Below are 17,413 nucleotides of genomic sequence, written 5' to 3' on the forward strand. Positions count from 1 at the left end.
CGCCGTTTTCCGCAGCCTCGCGCATATCAGGGGTTGGCTGGTTGAGGCTTTACAAAGGGCCATATTAATCCCCATTGAGCAGCATAATAGGTTGTCATGATGGCGATGTCGGCAATTGCTATTGGTGCAACAAAACGGTTATACCCAATGATGGAATCAGAAAACATAAACAACAGGGCGCCTCCCATTAACCATGGTTGACGGGTTTTTAATGCGGTCACTACCATTGCTGCAATGACACAGGCATAGACGCTGACAGGCGATGTCATCGTACCGGCGTGAGGTAGTAAAACGTACAAAAATAGCCCCATATAGCCTAAAACAAACCAAATGCTAAATGGCCACTTTGTATTTTTAGCGTAGCGATAAAAGGCAACGCAGTAACCTAAATGGGCGAGCAAAAAGCTGCCAAGTCCGACGATAAATGCTTGTTCGAAGGTCAAGGCTAAACTTATATCGCCAGCAACAGAGGCGATGCTTGCTAGCAACAATGGATAGCGAAATGTTACCGGTGCATAAAGTAATACAGCCACGACCAATAGGCTGACAGGTAGCGCTTTATGCAACACGGTGACGGCGCTAGGCCAAAAACACAAAAGTGTTAAATAACCTAACGCTGTGACAATGTAGCCACCCAGTAACCAATGTCTCATGGTCAAAGGCATAGGGCGGCTATTTTTCCATTAATGACTTTATGTGCTTCACCGGCGCACTGCCGAAGCTTAGGAAGGTTTCATGAAATTGCTTAAGGTCAAATTGATCACCCAAGGCCGCTTTCTGAGCCTCTCTTAAGTCATATATCTCTCGATAACCACTGTAATAGCTGGTGAGCTGAACTTGACTCAATGTCGCTCTGCGCCACTTACCTTCGGCTTCCGCTAGCTCTTGGAAAGCACCATTCATAAGCAAATCTAACCCTTCTTCTTTGCTCATGCCTTTAACTTGAATAGCGTAATCAAGAATGGTGTTGCAAATCACACGCAGATTCCATTTGTAGTACATAAGCCACATTTCAGGCTCGAAGTCTCCATACCCTTCTTCTAGCATCATGCGTTCGGTGTACACTGCCCAACCTTCGATCATGGCACCATTGCCAAACACGCTCTTGATCAATGAGGGTGAATTGTTGGAGTAAACCAATTGTGTGTAGTGGCCTGGAATGGCTTCATGGATGTTTAATATTTGCAGTATCCAATGATTGTATTCGCGCAAATATGATTCGGCTTGTTCATCTGTCATTCCATCCAATGGCGTTACATTGTAGTAGGTGTTTTCTTTCTTCTCGTATGGACCAGGTGCACTAATAGAAGCACCTGCGAAGCCACGCATGTATTCAGGCGTCTCGCGCACTACCAGTGGCTTCTCCTTATCCAATTCAATTAAATCATGCTCTATAACAAATTGTTCAAGCATAGGGATTTGCGCTCGGATTTCCTCTACAAAATTATCGCGCTCAACGTGCCTTACCGATAGGTGCTTGATCAACGTCGATATCGCGTCTGCATCGCTTTCCGGGCGAGGCGTATCAGGGAAATATTTAGGCCAAAGTTCATCAGTAATTTTGACCATTTCGGCGGTTACGCTGGCCTTGTCTTGTAGCGCTTTTTCATACATTTGCTTCGCGCTATAGCCAGACTGAATATCAAAAGCGAACTTCTGTTCATACAAGGCTTCACCAATGCGGAATGAGCGAGCCGAGTCGTTTTCAGTCAGCGAAGATTCCAACTCTTCTAAAAATGTTACGTAATCTGTAACTGCATCAAGTGCAGCGGTTAGGCGTTGCGCGAATAAAGCTTTATCTTCAGCGCTTAATGACGTTTCTTCAAGTTGAGTAAGTAAGTCTTCACTTAGTACGCTGAATACGCCTTTGTTTTGGGATATCCCCAATTGCGTATGTTCCAGTGTCGGTGTGTCAATGTTGGCTTTTGCTGCTGCGTAGTAATCCGGGACATATTGTAGGCGATTAAGAACTTGCGTAAATTTTTCATCAGCCGACTTAAAACGGCTATTTAAAATATTCGCAAACCCGTAGGCAACATTGTAGCCAGAAGGGTCCCATTGATAAGACTTAAACTCGTCAAGTTCCCACAAGGCTTGTTTTAGCGTGTTTTCAATAAGGTGATAGTCTATTTTGTTCGCATCGCTTAGCGCTTCCAGCGAAAACGCTGACAATGCGTCAAGCTGCGCATTGATAAACGCTCTGTCTGATTCACGACCAGCGGCATCAGGCACACTGATGATATCATCATACTTGCCATAACCTGCCCACGCTGAATATTCCGGATATTGTTGCCAAAAAGCTTCAATAAAAGTTTGGCTGAAGCCAGCAAATGCTTCATTTTGATCGGCAACAGCATTGGCTGCGCTGCTCGTTTGCTCAGATGCTTGTGTTGTTGAAGCCGGTGATGAATCAGTGTTGGGTTGGCACGCCGCTAGGCTGAAAGCCGAAGCGACGAAAAGGGCAAGAGTGGATAACTTCATGTGTCTGGTTCCTGGTTTTTTTTCCTATCCTACCAGACATTTGAGCGAAGTCTTTACTCTAGACCTTTAGACGACAAATTAAATTCGATTAGCGGTTTCGTCCTAACTTTTCATGGCTTGAGACCCACTCATCGGCGACCACCGCTGACGCCAAAGATAACTCCCCGCACAGCACGGTTGCAGCGACTATCTCTGCAAACTTATTCACTTGTCCTTTACCCGAGCAGCCTAATACATTGAGGCATTCTTGCTGGGTTGGGAGTCCTGTTCCACCACCATAGGTGGCGACCACCAAGGATGGAATAGTGACGGAGAAGTAGTAATCACCATTGGGCAGAATTTCTGAATAAGTATACCCAGCAGAAGACTCCGCTACATTAGCCACATCCTGCCCACAGGCGATGAATAACGCGGTAATACCATTGGCAAAGTGTGCTCCGTTACTGACACTCGCCGACATGATGGCACCCATATTCGAATATTGTCGTTGCTTGAATAACGCTTCAGGAGGGCAGTGCATAATATCGGTCATCAGTTGCTTGTCTAATGTGACCTCTGCAACCACACGTTTACCACGCGTGTGTAACGAATTTAAGTGCGAATGCTTTTTGTCAGTGTCCATATTGGCAGCAAGGACAAAATGCTCAAGCCCTTCGGGTTTCTGCGCGACAATCCATTCACAAGCTGCACGTGTGGCTTTGCTCACCATGTTCTGACCGGCAGCGTCACCGCACTGAAAATTAAAACGCAACCAGCGTAATTTCGACACAGCATATTGTTCAATATTGGTGAGTGTACCTACGCTAGTGGTGCTCTCGGCAGCAGATTTAATCTGCTCGAAATTGGCCTCAACCCATTTTGAAAATTGACGTGATTCGCGGGCACTATCAAATGAAAACATTGGTGCTCTTTGCATGGCATCTTCCAATACAGTGGTTTTGATGCCGCCACATTCACGCGTGAGTCGCATGCCTCGCGAGTAACTGGCTACCAACGTGCCTTCAGTCGTTGCCATTGGTACATAAAACTCGCCTTGTGCGAGCTCGCCATTCATAAGCATAGGGCCAGCAAAGCCGATAGGGACTTGAGCGACGCCAGTGAAGTTCTCAATATTGCCAGAAAGTGCTGCTGGTGGGATAGAATAATGGCCAACATTGGTCAATGATGAGTCGGTTTGTTGGCTGATAAAATCACGCCGTTCAGTTGCCATTTCAACAGTGTAATCATTGTGTTTGTCGCGTGGGATCTTTGCCATTGTTTTACCCCTTTATTGTGAGTTATGCACACTATCCTAAAGGCGGTGTAACCGAATTAACAATGAACAGTTTTGATAACAATATATAAGCGTACCCGCTAGTGTGATGCTCTAGCTACGGCGAAAACGCGCAGTGTTTCGTACAGTGCATTAATGTCTATCGGTTTACCAATGTGAGACACAAACCCCAAAGCGATATAGTGTTGAATATCATCAGCCATGACATTCGCGGTTAATGCAATGACAGGGATTTGAGGGTGGCTTTTGTTAATTACTTTGAATGCTTCAATACCGTCCATCTCTGGCATTTGTATGTCCATCAAGACCAGGTCGTAAGTATTATCTTGGACCGCATCTACCGCCTTAATACCATTTTCAACATAGTCTACATTCGCGTTACATGGTGAGAGCATCGACGCGATTATTTCTCGATTGATGTCGTTATCTTCTGCAACCAATATAGATACACCGTTTAATGAAGGGGCTTGAGATGACCCCTTTTTCTTTTGCGTATATTCAATTTGAGATTGCTTCAATGGCAGTATGACTTTGACATGGGTTCCAGAGCCTTCTTCACTTTCTATTTCTATTCGGCCATTCATTAATCTGATCAAACTGGCGGTAATCGACATACCGAGTCCTGTACCGCCATATTTACGCGTTGTCGATGAATCGGCTTGATTAAACCGCTCAAAAATTCGGTTACGCGCTTCCTCACTCATGCCAATGCCCGTATCGATGACATTAAATTTGAGCGCTTGCCGATGATCATATTCAACGGTTGAAATCTGAACTTTTACTGAGCCAGAAGAGGTAAACTTAACCGCATTACTGACCAAGTTAAGCAAAATCTGTTTCACCCTGACCGGGTCGCCAATCCAACCGTCATTAAAGTGTTCATCCAAAACGACATCTAATGTCAGCGACTTTCGTAATGCATCTTTGTTAACGTCATTCACAACGGAATCAACAACATCTTGAATTGAGAAAGGTGCGCTTTCTAAGGTTAATTTGTTTGCTTCTATCTTGGAGTAATCGAGAATGTCATTAATGATCGTTAAGAGACTGGTCGCGGAATACAAAGCACGCGAGACAAGTGTTTGAGCGTTCTCAGTCAAGTCGGCTCGTTCCAATATCTGCAAAACGCCAAGAACCCCATTCATGGGGGTTCGAATTTCATGGCTCATATTAGCTAAAAATTTACTTTTGGCATGATTCGCTGCATTGGCTTGTTCAACCGCAACTTTGAGTTTTTCCGCATTCACTTTTGCGCGAAACAGCATCCACAATACGAGCAACAATATGACGACGGTGAACAGAACGGTAATTTCGAGTACAACCTGAAACGAAATCATATTCGGGGTTTCGTTGACCAATTCCATGTTGCTGGACAAATCGCTCAAGGAGACACCCCACTTCTCGAGTTGTTGGGCATTGACTTGAGCGCTGATGACGGGGTTTTTATCTAGCGCTATAGGTGCGTGAATAGCGAGTGCGATAGCGGCTTTACCAAGCTTTTCGGGCACAACAACAGCCCCTCCCAAGTAGCGATCGACATTGTGTCCAAAAATGGTAAAGATGGGGTAATCCGTTTGTTCAACAAGCCAGTTATGCGCCGTTTCCCAATTGCGTTCAACATATTTATAATTGATGTAAATAATTGGCGTACCTTTGGGAAGACGTTGCAACGCGTCTAAACTTTCACTTTCGTAAAGCATAGGGTTGATATAAACCAGCTCGACGTTATCCGGTACTCTCGTTCGAAATTGGCCTACAAAGCGCTTATCAAGGGTGTTTTCGCGCGAACCATGTATGAACGCGATTCTTTTTGTATCGGGAAACAGGCTCATGATTTGCTCGAAAGAAGCCTGAGGTGAATAGTCTGAAGGGATTAAGGTGCCAGTCTTGGGTTGCCAGTCAATGTGAAGAAAAAATCGTTCAGCGCTTGAGAACAATTGCGGGTTGGTATCGATAAACACACTGGCGTGACGACCGAGTGAAATTACTCTGCTGAACACCATGTTTTCATCGGGAAATAAGCTTTTAATCTGAAAGTTGAAGCTTTGTAAGATGATTTGCTTAGTGCTTTCAGAAATAGTGTCAACTGAGTCGGCGTAAAACGGCGGCACAGTGAGCACCACAATCTCTTCATGTTCAGCTGCACCATTCATAAGCGTACGCATTAAACGCGCTTCAAATTCGGATTCGTTAAACGAGTTCACCAATATCAAGCTATATTCTTTGGTGAGCTGTTCATCAGGGTAGGTAGGGTTTCCCGATACGGTCGGCGATAGCTGCAGCATAAGTATAAACAGGAACAACCGTATCATTAAAAAGTACGCGCTCAACATTTCGCTATAAGTGCTTCTAGTGTAGCGGCTTGCCTTGAAAAATAGCAATTATTCTCGACCGAATAATCGCGCAGTCTCTGGTATACAACGCATAAACAATATACGGTGGGTGCATATTCGAACCGGATCCAAAGCTATTGAACTATCGAACGGCCTTACTGCTTGTCATTTCCTCATTGCTGACAACTGCCTGCCAACCCGAACAACAAGCGTTTCAGTCGACAGAACGTTGGCGCATAACCAGTGAACCTGTCGTGGACGCCAAGCTTTCTCAACAAGGTGATTATGCTGCTTTGTTACTGGCCAGTAATAGTCTTGAGCTTTGGCACAATGCATCTAAACAGAAGGTCGCTCGTTGGGAAACGGAGCAAATCAATGCGAATACTTTTTTGCTGGAATTGTCGGCGTCGGCAGAATACCTATTGACCGCTAATAAAAAGCAGATCCAAGTCTGGCATGTTGAGTCTAACACCGCGCTTGGCGGTTTAGATTTTTCTCAGCATCTAGGTGATGCACAAATTACACAAATCCGCTTTTCTCAAGCACCTCAAAGGTTCATCGTTGGGAGTAGTCGTGGTGAAGTTATCTTTGCGGATATCGAAAGCAACACTTACCGCACAAATCAGAGTCACACTGGAGAAGTGACCAAGTTGTTAGTGTCCGTAAATCGTCAACGTCTATTTTCAGGGGCAAATGATGGGCGTGTTGTGGTGTGGGATATGGTGAACTATCAACCAATAACGATTAAAGCGCTACCGCACCGTATCACCAGTTTGGCTACGGATGGGAATGGCCGTGTGTTCATTTCTGATGCATTGAAAGATCATATTGTGTGGGATAGTCAACGAGACAGTGACATTGGTGAATTAAGCTTTTTTAAGAATTTCACTTGGTTCCGGGAGAGTTTGTTTTACCCCGAACGTTCATGGTTGATTACGTCCTCGCCTAAAACGGATGTGTATTTATGGGATAGTCAACAACTAGTAGAGCTTCACAGTTGGGCAATAGAATCACATGGGTTAGGTAGCGCGATGGAAGATATGAAACCCATGCCTCAATCGTATTTGCGTACATTGAGCTCTGATGGTGTGTTGCAAGATTGGGATTTATCATCCATAGAAGCAAGCTTGTAATTAATGACTTGTCTCTGTTGGCAGCGAGTATGCAGGAATGGCATAAGGAGCGCCTTTCATTAACTTTTCGTAAGTTCCGTTGACTACAAGCTCAAGAATGATATTCGAAAAAATACTGGTTAAGATCGCGCCGTCACTAGAATGTTGGATAGCAAATGAACCGCCCCAAAAGTCGATCATTGCGCCATGATGCAGGTGTTCAAGTAAACCTAATTGTTGCAATGAGGGCAGCCATCCCGACTGAATTATACCGGCATCAACTCTGCCAGCGATGATCATGCGGGCAACTTGTTCGTTGTTATTCACCAGCGTTTTGATTATTTTTTCACTGCTTTCATAGGCTTCTGGTAGGCCGTAACCTCTGGCGCTCACGACAGACTTACCTGCTAAATCATCAATGCTATTTAACGCCGGTTGCTCTTTCCTAGTAAAGATCAAATGCCCTGTAGAAATAATCGGCATTGAGTATAGAGGGAATTCAGTGTAGCCAACCTTCTCAATATCTTTTTTATCCTGCGCCATAATAAACGGCCACATTATCGAGATTTCTTTGAGTCCGAACATGTGGATACAGCGTGACGCTGGAGCGAACATAAGCTCAAACGAATGCCCCGTTTTGTCGCTCACGCGTTTAATGACTTCTTCATAGAAATCCATTAATGGTTGCGGCCCCGACTTATCTGCGGTCATGCCGCCTGGAACCTCCACAGTGCAAACTTTATACGCTTTAGCCTCTACTGCTTGGCTGATGAATAAAGAGAATATGAGAGTCGCTGCGATAGCTAAAACAGGTTTGATAACAATACTACCTAATCCCAATCCAAAACTTAGTAAGACATTAGAACCGAATGTACCAAGATGCAATATCAATCAACCAGATCGTCTGAAATGTAAAATTTTTCACCGTGCCTAATGTAGGTGAGAGGGCATATAGACAGAGAGGAGCAAGTCCTCTCTGGTCTGGTGCGATTTATTTTGTCGCTACAAAGGTAACTGAAAACGTGACCGGGACGGTGTAACTGATAGATTTCAAACCGGCTACACTACGCAACGCATCAATACCGCCGGTTAAGTCAAACTGATTAGCACTTAGCAGCGTAGGTTTTAGTGTGTGTGCAACGAACGTGTTGTCATCAAGCCGACTGACGGAAATGCTAAATGTGACTTCAGCATCAGCCCCTGAAATGTGCATGGTTCCTGCCTGCTCAAGCATCACCTGCTCACCAACGCCAAGTTGCATAATGGTAGCCGGCAAAGTTGTGTTGAAAGATGCTAGTTTGTGGGCTGCCACATTAAAAAGCATTTCCTGCATGCGGGTATTGCGAATAGGGATAAGTGTGTTGACGGAGGTTAAATCAATTTCGACTGATAATTTTCCATCGTTACCCAATGAACCCGTGAGAGTATCAAACGTGTGGATCTCACTAATATGTTCATTCTTAGTCGAGATAAAATTGAGTTGGCTTTTGCTATTGTCAAGGTGCCATGAAGCCAGTGTTGATGAGCTCACTAGCATCAGCGCTAGCATGAGAAGGCGCATATAAACTCCAGTTTAAGGTTAATAATATTCAACGATACTGTGCCAATCGACACGCTGGTCGCCAAGCACAACAAAATCAGGGTTCTCAAGGGAGTTACGTTGGTTGTAGCTTAACGGCTCAAAATTCGCTGCTACAATTTTGCCGCCGGCTTCGTTGATAATGCATTGCGAAGCACCGGTGTCCCATTCGCCGGTAACACCTAATCGCATAAACACGTCAGCTTTGCCTTCAGCAATAAAGCAGGCTTTAAGCGAACAACTGCCCAGCGGTAATGTTTGATAAACTCGTTTCGCGCTCATGCGAGAAAAGACTTTTTCACGAGACTGACGGCGGCTTATAGCAATAATAACCACGCTATCATGAGGATCGTCTAGTTTACGAACCTTAATAGGCTCAATACCTTCAGGACTATCTTTGAACGCACCGCCACCTTTTGTCGCATAATAAAGCGATTGTCCCGGTGGCCAGAAAATAACGCCAATCACTGGCTCATTGTTTTCGATTAAGGCGATATTAACGGCAAAATCACCACTACGCGCAATAAACTCTTGTGTACCATCGATGGGATCGATAAGCCAATAACGTGACCAATGCTGGCGTTGATCGAGGTGTTCAATCTTTGATTCTTCCGACATTATGGGAATATCGGGAGTTCGTTCGGTCAATAGTTTGGTGATTATTTCATTGGCGTGATAGTCAGCGCTGGTGACGGGGGAATCATCAGCTTTTTCATAGCTTTCATAGTCTCCAGAGTCGTATATTTTCAGTACAGCTGCACCGGCCTCACAAGCAGCTTGCTTGGCAAGTTCGAGCAGAAATTCCGTACTGTAGTCAGCCATCGTTATTGATCCTTTAACCAGCGTTGTAATAAGAATAGCGCAGCAATGCCCCTTGCTTCAATAAAGTCTTCTCTAGCGAGTAACGCGTCTACATCATCCAGAGACCATTCAATCACTTCTAGCGGTTCCGGTTCATCACCTTCGAGCCTTTTGGGGTAGAGATCCTGAGCGACTACGATATTCATTCTGGAATTAAAAAACGTAGGTGCCATGCCGACACTGTGAATATCATGCAGCGTTCGTGCGGCCACGCCGACTTCTTCTTGTAATTCGCGGTTTGCTGCTTGCAAAGGTGTTTCGCCTGGATCGATCAGGCCTTTTGGAAAGCCCAGTTGGTAGGAGTGAGTGCCAGCCGCATACTCTCGCACCAGATAGAAACGATTATCGTCGATCATTGGGATAATCATCACAGCCCCCCGACCTTGACCGGCCATTCGTTCGAACTGACGAGTCGCACCGTTGGAAAACTCCAGATCGATTCGCTCCACCTTAAAAAATTGGCTTTGCGCAACCAATTCACGATGGTGGATAACGGGCAAAGGTTTTTTGGGATCTATTTTACTCATCTGTTGAACCAGCTAAACTTGATAAAAACACATTACTGCCGCAATAGTTAAAACGTTTACAGGCAGTTGATCGAAGTACTATTACACAGCTTACTGTAAATGAAGGAAAATCGCTTGCCAAATCTCGACTGGGAAAACATTAACACCGTTTTATTGGACATGGATGGAACACTCCTTGACCTGCACTTTGACAATTATTTTTGGATAGAGCATTTACCTAAGAAAATTGCAGAAAAAAGTGGGCAACCCATCGAAACGTGTCGGGCTGACATGTTGGCCCATTATGAGCGTATTAATGGAAAAATTGAGTGGTACTGTTTGGATTATTGGGCTGATTATCTGAACATGGATATTGTTGCGGCGAAACGTGAAGTTGAGCACTTAATTAGTATGCGCGACGATACCATCCCGTTTTTAGATGCATTGAAAGAAAGTGGTCGGGAGGTCATTCTCGTCACCAATGCTCATCCGGATAGTTTGTCGCTAAAAGTTGAGCATACACAATTGGATACGCATATTGATCAATTGATTTCGACACATCAATTTGGGGTTACTAAAGAATCTCAATTGTTGTGGCAGCGCTTACAACAATACTTGGGGTTCGCACCAGAGAAAACCTTGTTTGTAGACGACAGTTTACCGATCCTGACGGCTGCGCAGACATTTGGTATCAATCATTTGCTAGCGGTAGAAAACCCTGACAGCAAATTGCCGACGCGAACGATTACCGAGTTTGAATCAGTAAGCGACTACCGCGCACTGTTGGAAGATATTGCACGTTATCCGGTTTCGCATTCGTAGTTTATCGTTGAGATATCGAGAGAGGGCACATGATCACACTTTTTGTTGGTTCCGAAAATCCAGTAAAAGTTGGCGCGGCACACAGAGCTTTCAGTCAATGGTTCGATGGCGAGCATGTCACTGTTGAGGGGATGAGCGTGCCCTCTGGTGTGGCCGATCAACCCATGAGTGAATCTGAAACGCGGTTGGGTGCGGTAAACCGAGTGCGCAAATGTGTATCTGAACTCGGTGCTCATGACACTCATTTTGATTGGGTAGTGGCCTATGAAGGCGGTGTCGATATGTTTGAGGATGGTCCGGCAACGTTCGCATATGTAGCTATCAGTAATGGTAAGAAACTCGCTGTTGGCCGCAGTGGCAACCTGCCTCTTCCGCGAGCTGTGTATGCTGATTTGCTCAAAGGAAAAGAGCTAGGTCCGGTTATCGACAAACATTTCAATACACACAATATAAAACAAAAAGGTGGTGCGATTAGTGTACTGACAAAAGGTTTGGCGACACGTCAAAGTGTTTATGAAACGGCCACGATTATGGCGATGAGTGTTTATCTTTGAACACAGCCTGTAGCATTAACCCAGCCCGTATTCACATTATTTAACACACCTAATATAACGACATAAGATGAGGCGCAACTATCACCGTTGCGCCTTCATGAGTGTTAACACTCGCTTTCGACCTTACCGCTTCGCGTCGACGGCCGCTTGAATTTTGTCTAATTCTTCTTGTGAGAACTCTCCACGTTCGATGAGTCGAACGACTGCATCAGTATGCCCTGTAAGTACGCCTGTACCATCGCCGTTGATGATGATTTGATGCTTACGCTTTACACCTTCTTCATTGCCGTATTCGATTTCAAATTCACTATCGCCGAATGCAAAAGCGTGAACTTGTTCACCAACACCTTCGTTGATAACAATCACTTTTTCATGATTCCCTTTCATCCCTGTGAAGTCGAAACCATCTACAAACATATGGCGCGTACCTTCAACCGCTTGGCGCACGGTTTCAGCAGTATCACTGTCTAGCATTGCGAGTTTATCTTCGAGTAAATTCTCGTCGGCTAATTCCTCTGCGGTTAATACGATGACGTTTTCGTTGCCTGCATCATCAACCACAATGCGAACATTTTCATCTTTCACAGCGTGAACTTGAATGGTTTTATGTTCTTTTGTTTCTGCGCTGGCAAATGTAGCGATCGCAAGTGAACTTAAAGCCAGTGATCCCCAAAGTGCAATTGTAAATACCGTTTTATTCAACATTGTAAAACTCCTTAGTGAGCATTTATCGATGGGAATTCACCCCAGTGGCGTCCCTGAGAAAGGTATATCAATTGCCATACCAAAATCGTTAATATCAAATTAAACAACAAGTTAGCTTTTAATCAAGCGATATGTTGAGCCTGTATGTGTCGAATTTATCCTGATATCAGGATACGGTTTCCCCATATGAGGAAATTGTCCTACACTTGTGTTTTCGGGCCCTTGAAATTTTTAAGTTAATCAGCCGCTTATATATTTGAAAGGCTGGCTTAATATTTGAATATTGTCTACGTATTGTTGTGCGAAAAAAGGTGAATGATGTCACTTCAACGTTATTTGTTTCTATTGATTGCCGGTATTGTACTGTTGGTAGCAGCAGTTCAAATGACCTTTATTCACCTGATCCGTGAGCAGGTGTCTGAGGAGGTATCTACACGTAGTCAAGCAGTCACCGATTTTGCCTTGAGTTTTGTTACCCAAACAGGACCTTTAACTGACAATGTCACATCTCAACCCAGGGAGGTTGATGGCACAGTGGAAATTAGGATTGAAAAGGCCCCTAACGTACCTGTTGATTTGGGTGATGGTATTCAGTTTGTGACGGGTGATTCGACAAAAATCGTTCACGTTTCGCAATTACCTGATGCATTGCCGGTCACAGGGTTTAACCTCAAGCGCGTGGGCAACGCCTATGGTGTCAGCGTTCAAAGTGCGGATAATACTCAGTCCATTCAACACATCATGCAATTTGATGACAGCGAGTCTAGAGTAAATATTTACTTCACCGGGTTAATGGCTGTAACCCTTGTATTAGCGTTAATGGGATTGGCGTTGGGCTATTGGTTAGCACGCCACATCAGTCGTCCTTTGCATCAATTGGCAAATGGATTTGATCGCGTAGCGCAGGGCGAGTTAGGTAGTCAGGTTAAGGAAGCCGGCGTCGGTGAGGTTAAGTACACCATTCGTCATTTCAATACAATGAGCGACCGTTTACGTGATAGTCATAAAATGGAGCAGCAATTACAGCAACGCAATCACCTTGCGGAATTGGGTGAAGTAGCAAGGGGGTTGGCGCACTCATTACGTAATCCGTTAAACACTATTGGTTTGACGGTAGAGCAAATGCAACAAAGCGACCTTACTGAGAAAGAAAAAAATGAGCTAGCACTGCAAGCTAAAGACAAAATTCAAGTTATGGACAACTACATTCGCCATTTGCTCAGCTTGTCTGACGCCAATATACATCGACATCGGCCCATAAGCGTATTGAATGTGGTGCAAGATGTTATTTTGGATGTTTCATTTGGCACTCAATTTACCATCCACTATGACGTAGAAGAAGGGGCTGAAATTATCGGCGCTGAGATGGAGTTGCGCAGTATGCTACATGTCATGTTAAGTAACGCTGTAGAAGCCAGTCCACCGGGCGGTTCGATCGAAGTGACAGTAGCCAAAATCGACAACGGAGTGAGTATTGAAGTGTTGGATGAAGGGGCGGGGTGTACAGATGAGATCCTTCAAGGAGAGTTTAAGCCTCACACAAGTACAAAAGCTGAAGGTGCCGGCATGGGGTTATTTATTACACAGCGCCTTGCAGAGCTGCACTACAGGGGCAAGCTTCGCTTACAGAACGTGTCACAAGGCGGCTGCAAGGCATCTCTTACTTTACATAATGCCAGTTCAGAGGAAAGTGTGAATGAGTAATGTAGCGCGCGTTCTGGTTGTTGAAGATGATCCTCAACAACGCAAACTGATTGCTCAGATTCTCGAGGCCGCCGGTTATCAAGTACTTACGGGCGATTCAGTGGAAGCCGGCATTGTTCTATTGAAAGAAAATGACGTCGATGCGGTGTTTTCAGATTGGAAGTTAGGTGCGTTGAGTGGCCTGTCACTATTGGAATGGGTACGCAGAGAACAATCTTCTCTCGGCTTTGCTGTGGCAACAGCCTATGGCACCATCGCACACGCAGTGGAAGCTATTAACCTAGGTGCAGATGACTATCTAGCCAAACCTTTTCAGCGTCAGGAACTGTTGCTTTGTGTCGATAAAATTGTTCGTAGTGCGCGGTTACGTAAACAAAATCAACAACTAAGTCATTCTCTGTCTGAGCAACAACAGTTGGTTGATTTGGTCGGAAGTGCTCCTTGTATGCAACGCGTTTATGAGCGTATTCAGCGGGTTTCGAATACTAACGCAACGGCCTTAATAAGAGGTGAAAGCGGTACAGGAAAAGAGTTAGCTGCCCGCGCTCTGCATAAACTGTCTAGTCGCAGCAATGCACCTTTTGTAGCGGTAAATTGTGGAGCTATCCCTGAGTCACTTGCGGAATCTGAACTGTTTGGTGCGGTGAAAGGCGCATACACCGGAGCTGATCGCGATAAGGTTGGTAAGCTCGCGGCCGCAAACGGCGGAACACTGTTTCTCGATGAAATTGGTGAGTTGCCTATTACGTTACAAACTCGTTTATTGCGGTTTTTGCAAGAGGGCACCATTATTCCATTGGGTGCAAATGAAGAGTTGCAACTCGATGTGAGGGTAATTGCTGCTACACACCGAAACCTTGAAGAGATGGTGGCAGAAAATACCTTCAGAGAAGATCTTTACTATCGACTCAATATAGTGCCTATAGATATGCCTGCGCTTCGCGAGCGCACCGAAGATGTCCCCCGATTAATTCAATTCTTCATTGCCAAAGCGAGTAAGCAGCATGGTGTCGAAGTGCCTGACATCAGTAAATCATTGCTCAAACAGCTTATAGACTATCCGTGGCCCGGCAATGTGCGTGAATTGTCGAATCGGATTGAGCGGTTTGTGGTGCTAGGGGATGAAAATGAGCTGCTACCCAAGGGAGAGGTTGGTACACAAAATTCACCCGCGCAGTTTACGCTGCCGGAGCAAGGCATGGATTGGGAAAGCTTTGAGCGTGATTGTTTGCAGCAGGCACTCACTCGGTGTAATGGTAATCGAACGCAGGCTGCACGCTTAATGAGTATGAGTTACAAAACGTTTATTTACCGTTTGGAGAAGTTTGGTTTAGCGTCATAAATATCTTCAGATTACCTTAAGGTTGCAGGGCCATACTTATCATCTGTGTCTCTTTGTATGCGGTGATATATGAGGCGTTTATTCTGCTACAGTGCCTTGTGCATTGGTCTGACTAGCATTGCAGGGTCGCTCTTGGCTTGCGAAGTACCGCAAGAAATGAAAATTGAGGTCAATCCAATATTCGATGAATCCAATCCAGATACGAATTGGATCCATCGAATTGCCAACAAGTTGCACATAAACACTAAGCAAGCCACCTTAGAAAATGATTTAAGTTTTCTCTCGCCCTGTGAAACAGACCCCAAAGTATTGTATGAAGCTGAGCGCTATTTGCGCAGTCTCCGCTATTTACGTGATGCCACGGTTAGGTTGGAAAATAGCGAAGAATCTTCACGTATCCATATTCAAACATGGGACACTTGGTCGCTGTTACCGACTTTAGATTTTGGCCGTAAAGGTGGGCAGAACCAATTTGAAATCGGCCTAAAAGACAGTAACTTGTTCGGGCTCGGTATTGACTCAGAAGTATCCTATTTCTCAAATCCACAACGTCAGGGATACAAACTAGACAGCAAGTTTCCGGTATATCTGGGCAAAAACATGAATGCGCATTTGCGCCTGATTGATAGCCCGGATGGTGACCAACAATCTCTGTATTTGCGCAAGCCAATGATCACCTTGAAGAGTGAGTTCGGTGGGACGGTAGGGTTTAATCAAGAAGATCGAATCGATACGATTTTTCACAATGAGCATGATGAATATCAGTTTCGTCATGACATTACGCAAGTACAGGCAGAGTTAGGTTTCAAATTATATGACACCGAGAATGAGGTTTTTAGATTACTGGCTGGTGTGGTAACAGATGAGCATAGTTTTAGTGAAAATGATTCCGTTTATTTACCCGCGGATAGAAAGTTTATGTATCCATGGGTCGGCGGTGAATGGCTGCAAGATGAGTTCGTCACCCTGAAGAATTTACATTTGATTGAGCAAAATGAAGATATCAATCTTGGTTGGCACGTTAGCGGTGGTATGGGGGTTAACATGGATGATGAAACTCACGCAAATGCCCTTATTTGGCACTACAACGTTACCAAAGGCTTTGTATTAAACGACAAAACCTTGTTTTTGACGGAGCTAAAAGGGAAAGGCTTTTCTGGTGGGGACAATGGCGAAGGTTCGTCGATAACGACGCTAAATTCAGAGTTGCTGTATCGTTATAATCCGCGCTGGGCATTGTTTGGCGATCTAAAGTTGCAATACGGCCACAATCCACTTCTCGACCTGCCTCTTGCATTAGGTGGTGATACCAATTTGCGAGGTTTCCCATTGCAATATCAGCACGGTAACCGTTCGGTCTTACTCAATACAGAGCTACGCTATTACCCACAAATAAATCTCTTTCAGTTATTTGAACTCGGTGGGGCGGTGTTTTACGACATAGGTAAAGCGTCGGGTGATGCACCGATCAGCAATACCGATGATGGTTGGTTGCAAAGTGTCGGCATTGGTGCTCGCTTGTATCTCGCTCATTCCAGTGAGCGTCAGGTAATTCATATTGATTTAGCTCACCCTATCTCAGATCAGAGTGATGTGAGCAATTTGGAATTGCGTATTGAAGTAAAGAAATCGTTCTAGTGTCTAGTGTAACGTTTGAGCGCAAGTGTGCGGGCACCCCAGTAGAGCAAATAACTGACGACTACCAATATGGCGCAATGTGAAATAGGGAAGTTTTTTACATAGTGAGCTGGCCACGATATCGCTTGGCCAAAGTTTTGAAATTGTTCGACGAATATTTGCACTAAGAGGTTGATGAATTTGCTTACGCTGGCGTCTTTTAAGATCTCATCGGCACCGTTCCAGTCGCTGATAAATTCCCGCAACTGGTTAAACTCTATATAGAGTAGGTGAACGAACGCAACTATACCGTAATAGCCACCGCCAAAATCTAACCATTTTTTAGTCAACGGATCTGAACGTTCCCGCATGTTATCGGGCATATCATCGCTATCAACGGGGAGCAGTATTCCGCGCCAAAACGCTATGTAATGGAGCAAGAAACTACCAATAAACACCCAACTGCCGGTGATCAAGATTTCGGTTAACAGTTTTTGCATGTCGCAATCCCTTTGCCGATGTAG

The 17,413-nt window shown here is 44.8% G+C and carries 16 protein-coding genes; 6 read left to right on the forward strand and 10 right to left on the reverse strand.

From position 1 onward, the window contains the following. Positions 1 to 26: 26 nt before the first annotated feature. From CSH93_RS06575 to CSH93_RS06590, 4 genes are all read right to left on the reverse strand, one after another. Positions 27 to 653 carry a lysoplasmalogenase gene (locus CSH93_RS06575; protein WP_164078311.1) on the reverse strand — a complete coding sequence of 209 codons (627 nt, stop codon included), beginning with the start codon at positions 651 to 653 and terminating at the stop codon, positions 27 to 29. A 19-nt stretch (positions 654 to 672) separates the two neighbouring features. Then, positions 673 to 2,481 carry a DUF885 domain-containing protein gene (locus tag CSH93_RS06580; RefSeq protein WP_100642449.1) on the reverse strand — a complete coding sequence of 603 codons (1,809 nt, stop codon included), beginning with the start codon at positions 2,479 to 2,481 and terminating at the stop codon, positions 673 to 675. 88 nt (positions 2,482 to 2,569) lie between these two features. After that, on the reverse strand, positions 2,570 to 3,736 hold the full coding sequence (locus CSH93_RS06585) for a hydroxymethylglutaryl-CoA reductase (protein ID WP_100642450.1): 1,167 nt from the start codon (positions 3,734 to 3,736) through the stop codon (positions 2,570 to 2,572). Positions 3,737 to 3,834: 98 nt separating this feature from the next. Further along, a complete protein-coding gene (locus tag CSH93_RS06590; RefSeq protein ID WP_164078312.1) occupies positions 3,835 to 6,039 on the reverse strand; it encodes an ATP-binding protein in 2,205 nt (734 codons plus the stop codon). A gap of 185 nt (positions 6,040 to 6,224) precedes the next feature. Between CSH93_RS06590 and CSH93_RS06595 the strand changes: the two genes are divergently transcribed. After that, complete coding sequence (locus tag CSH93_RS06595; protein ID WP_100642452.1) at positions 6,225 to 7,220, forward strand: WD40 repeat domain-containing protein; 996 nt, start codon at positions 6,225 to 6,227, stop codon at positions 7,218 to 7,220. On the opposite strand, the gene CSH93_RS06600 is transcribed toward CSH93_RS06595, so the two are convergent. From CSH93_RS06600 to nudE, 4 genes are all read right to left on the reverse strand, one after another. Continuing rightward, on the reverse strand, positions 7,221 to 8,039 hold the full coding sequence (locus CSH93_RS06600) for a substrate-binding periplasmic protein (protein ID WP_124748949.1): 819 nt from the start codon (positions 8,037 to 8,039) through the stop codon (positions 7,221 to 7,223). Positions 8,040 to 8,190: 151 nt separating this feature from the next. Beyond that, entirely contained in the window at positions 8,191 to 8,760 is a 570-nt protein-coding gene (locus tag CSH93_RS06605; RefSeq protein ID WP_100642454.1) for a YceI family protein, read from the reverse strand. Between the two features lie 18 nt (positions 8,761 to 8,778). Further along, a complete protein-coding gene (cysQ, locus tag CSH93_RS06610; RefSeq protein ID WP_100642455.1) occupies positions 8,779 to 9,600 on the reverse strand; it encodes a 3'(2'),5'-bisphosphate nucleotidase CysQ in 822 nt (273 codons plus the stop codon). A gap of 2 nt (positions 9,601 to 9,602) precedes the next feature. Beyond that, positions 9,603 to 10,166 carry an ADP compounds hydrolase NudE gene (nudE, locus tag CSH93_RS06615; RefSeq protein WP_100642456.1) on the reverse strand — a complete coding sequence of 188 codons (564 nt, stop codon included), beginning with the start codon at positions 10,164 to 10,166 and terminating at the stop codon, positions 9,603 to 9,605. Positions 10,167 to 10,280: 114 nt separating this feature from the next. Between nudE and yrfG the strand changes: the two genes are divergently transcribed. Together yrfG and yjjX are read left to right on the forward strand one after the other, a co-directional pair. Continuing rightward, on the forward strand, positions 10,281 to 10,967 hold the full coding sequence (gene yrfG / locus CSH93_RS06620; protein WP_100642798.1) for a GMP/IMP nucleotidase: 687 nt from the start codon (positions 10,281 to 10,283) through the stop codon (positions 10,965 to 10,967). A 29-nt stretch (positions 10,968 to 10,996) separates the two neighbouring features. Next, the gene (yjjX, locus tag CSH93_RS06625; RefSeq protein WP_100642457.1) at positions 10,997 to 11,521 is read left to right on the forward strand and encodes an inosine/xanthosine triphosphatase; all 525 of its coding nucleotides are present in this window, start codon (positions 10,997 to 10,999) and stop codon (positions 11,519 to 11,521) included. A 123-nt stretch (positions 11,522 to 11,644) separates the two neighbouring features. On the opposite strand, the gene CSH93_RS06630 is transcribed toward yjjX, so the two are convergent. Beyond that, complete coding sequence (locus CSH93_RS06630; RefSeq protein WP_100642458.1) at positions 11,645 to 12,226, reverse strand: hypothetical protein; 582 nt, start codon at positions 12,224 to 12,226, stop codon at positions 11,645 to 11,647. Between the two features lie 318 nt (positions 12,227 to 12,544). Here CSH93_RS06630 and CSH93_RS06635 point away from each other — a divergent pair, with 318 nt between their 5' ends. The 3 genes from CSH93_RS06635 (at position 12,545) to CSH93_RS06645 (ending at position 16,910) form a co-directional block, all read left to right on the forward strand. Further along, a complete protein-coding gene (locus CSH93_RS06635) occupies positions 12,545 to 13,930 on the forward strand; it encodes a sensor histidine kinase (RefSeq protein WP_164078313.1) in 1,386 nt (461 codons plus the stop codon). After that, positions 13,923 to 15,272 carry a sigma-54-dependent transcriptional regulator gene (locus CSH93_RS06640; RefSeq protein ID WP_100642460.1) on the forward strand — a complete coding sequence of 450 codons (1,350 nt, stop codon included), beginning with the start codon at positions 13,923 to 13,925 and terminating at the stop codon, positions 15,270 to 15,272. The genes CSH93_RS06635 and CSH93_RS06640 overlap by 8 nt, the downstream gene beginning before the upstream one ends. 69 nt (positions 15,273 to 15,341) lie before the next feature. After that, a complete protein-coding gene (locus CSH93_RS06645; protein ID WP_100642461.1) occupies positions 15,342 to 16,910 on the forward strand; it encodes a ShlB/FhaC/HecB family hemolysin secretion/activation protein in 1,569 nt (522 codons plus the stop codon). Here CSH93_RS06645 and CSH93_RS06650 read toward each other — a convergent pair. Beyond that, positions 16,907 to 17,389 (reverse strand): hypothetical protein, encoded by a 483-nt coding sequence (locus CSH93_RS06650; protein ID WP_100642462.1) that lies wholly within the window; start codon positions 17,387 to 17,389, stop codon positions 16,907 to 16,909. The genes CSH93_RS06645 and CSH93_RS06650 overlap by 4 nt on opposite strands. Positions 17,390 to 17,413: the final 24 nt, after the last annotated feature.

The sequence above is a fragment of the Neoalteromonas facilis genome, assembly GCF_002807665.1.
In the GTDB taxonomy this organism is placed as follows: domain Bacteria; phylum Pseudomonadota; class Gammaproteobacteria; order Enterobacterales; family Alteromonadaceae; genus Alteromonas_E; species Alteromonas_E facilis.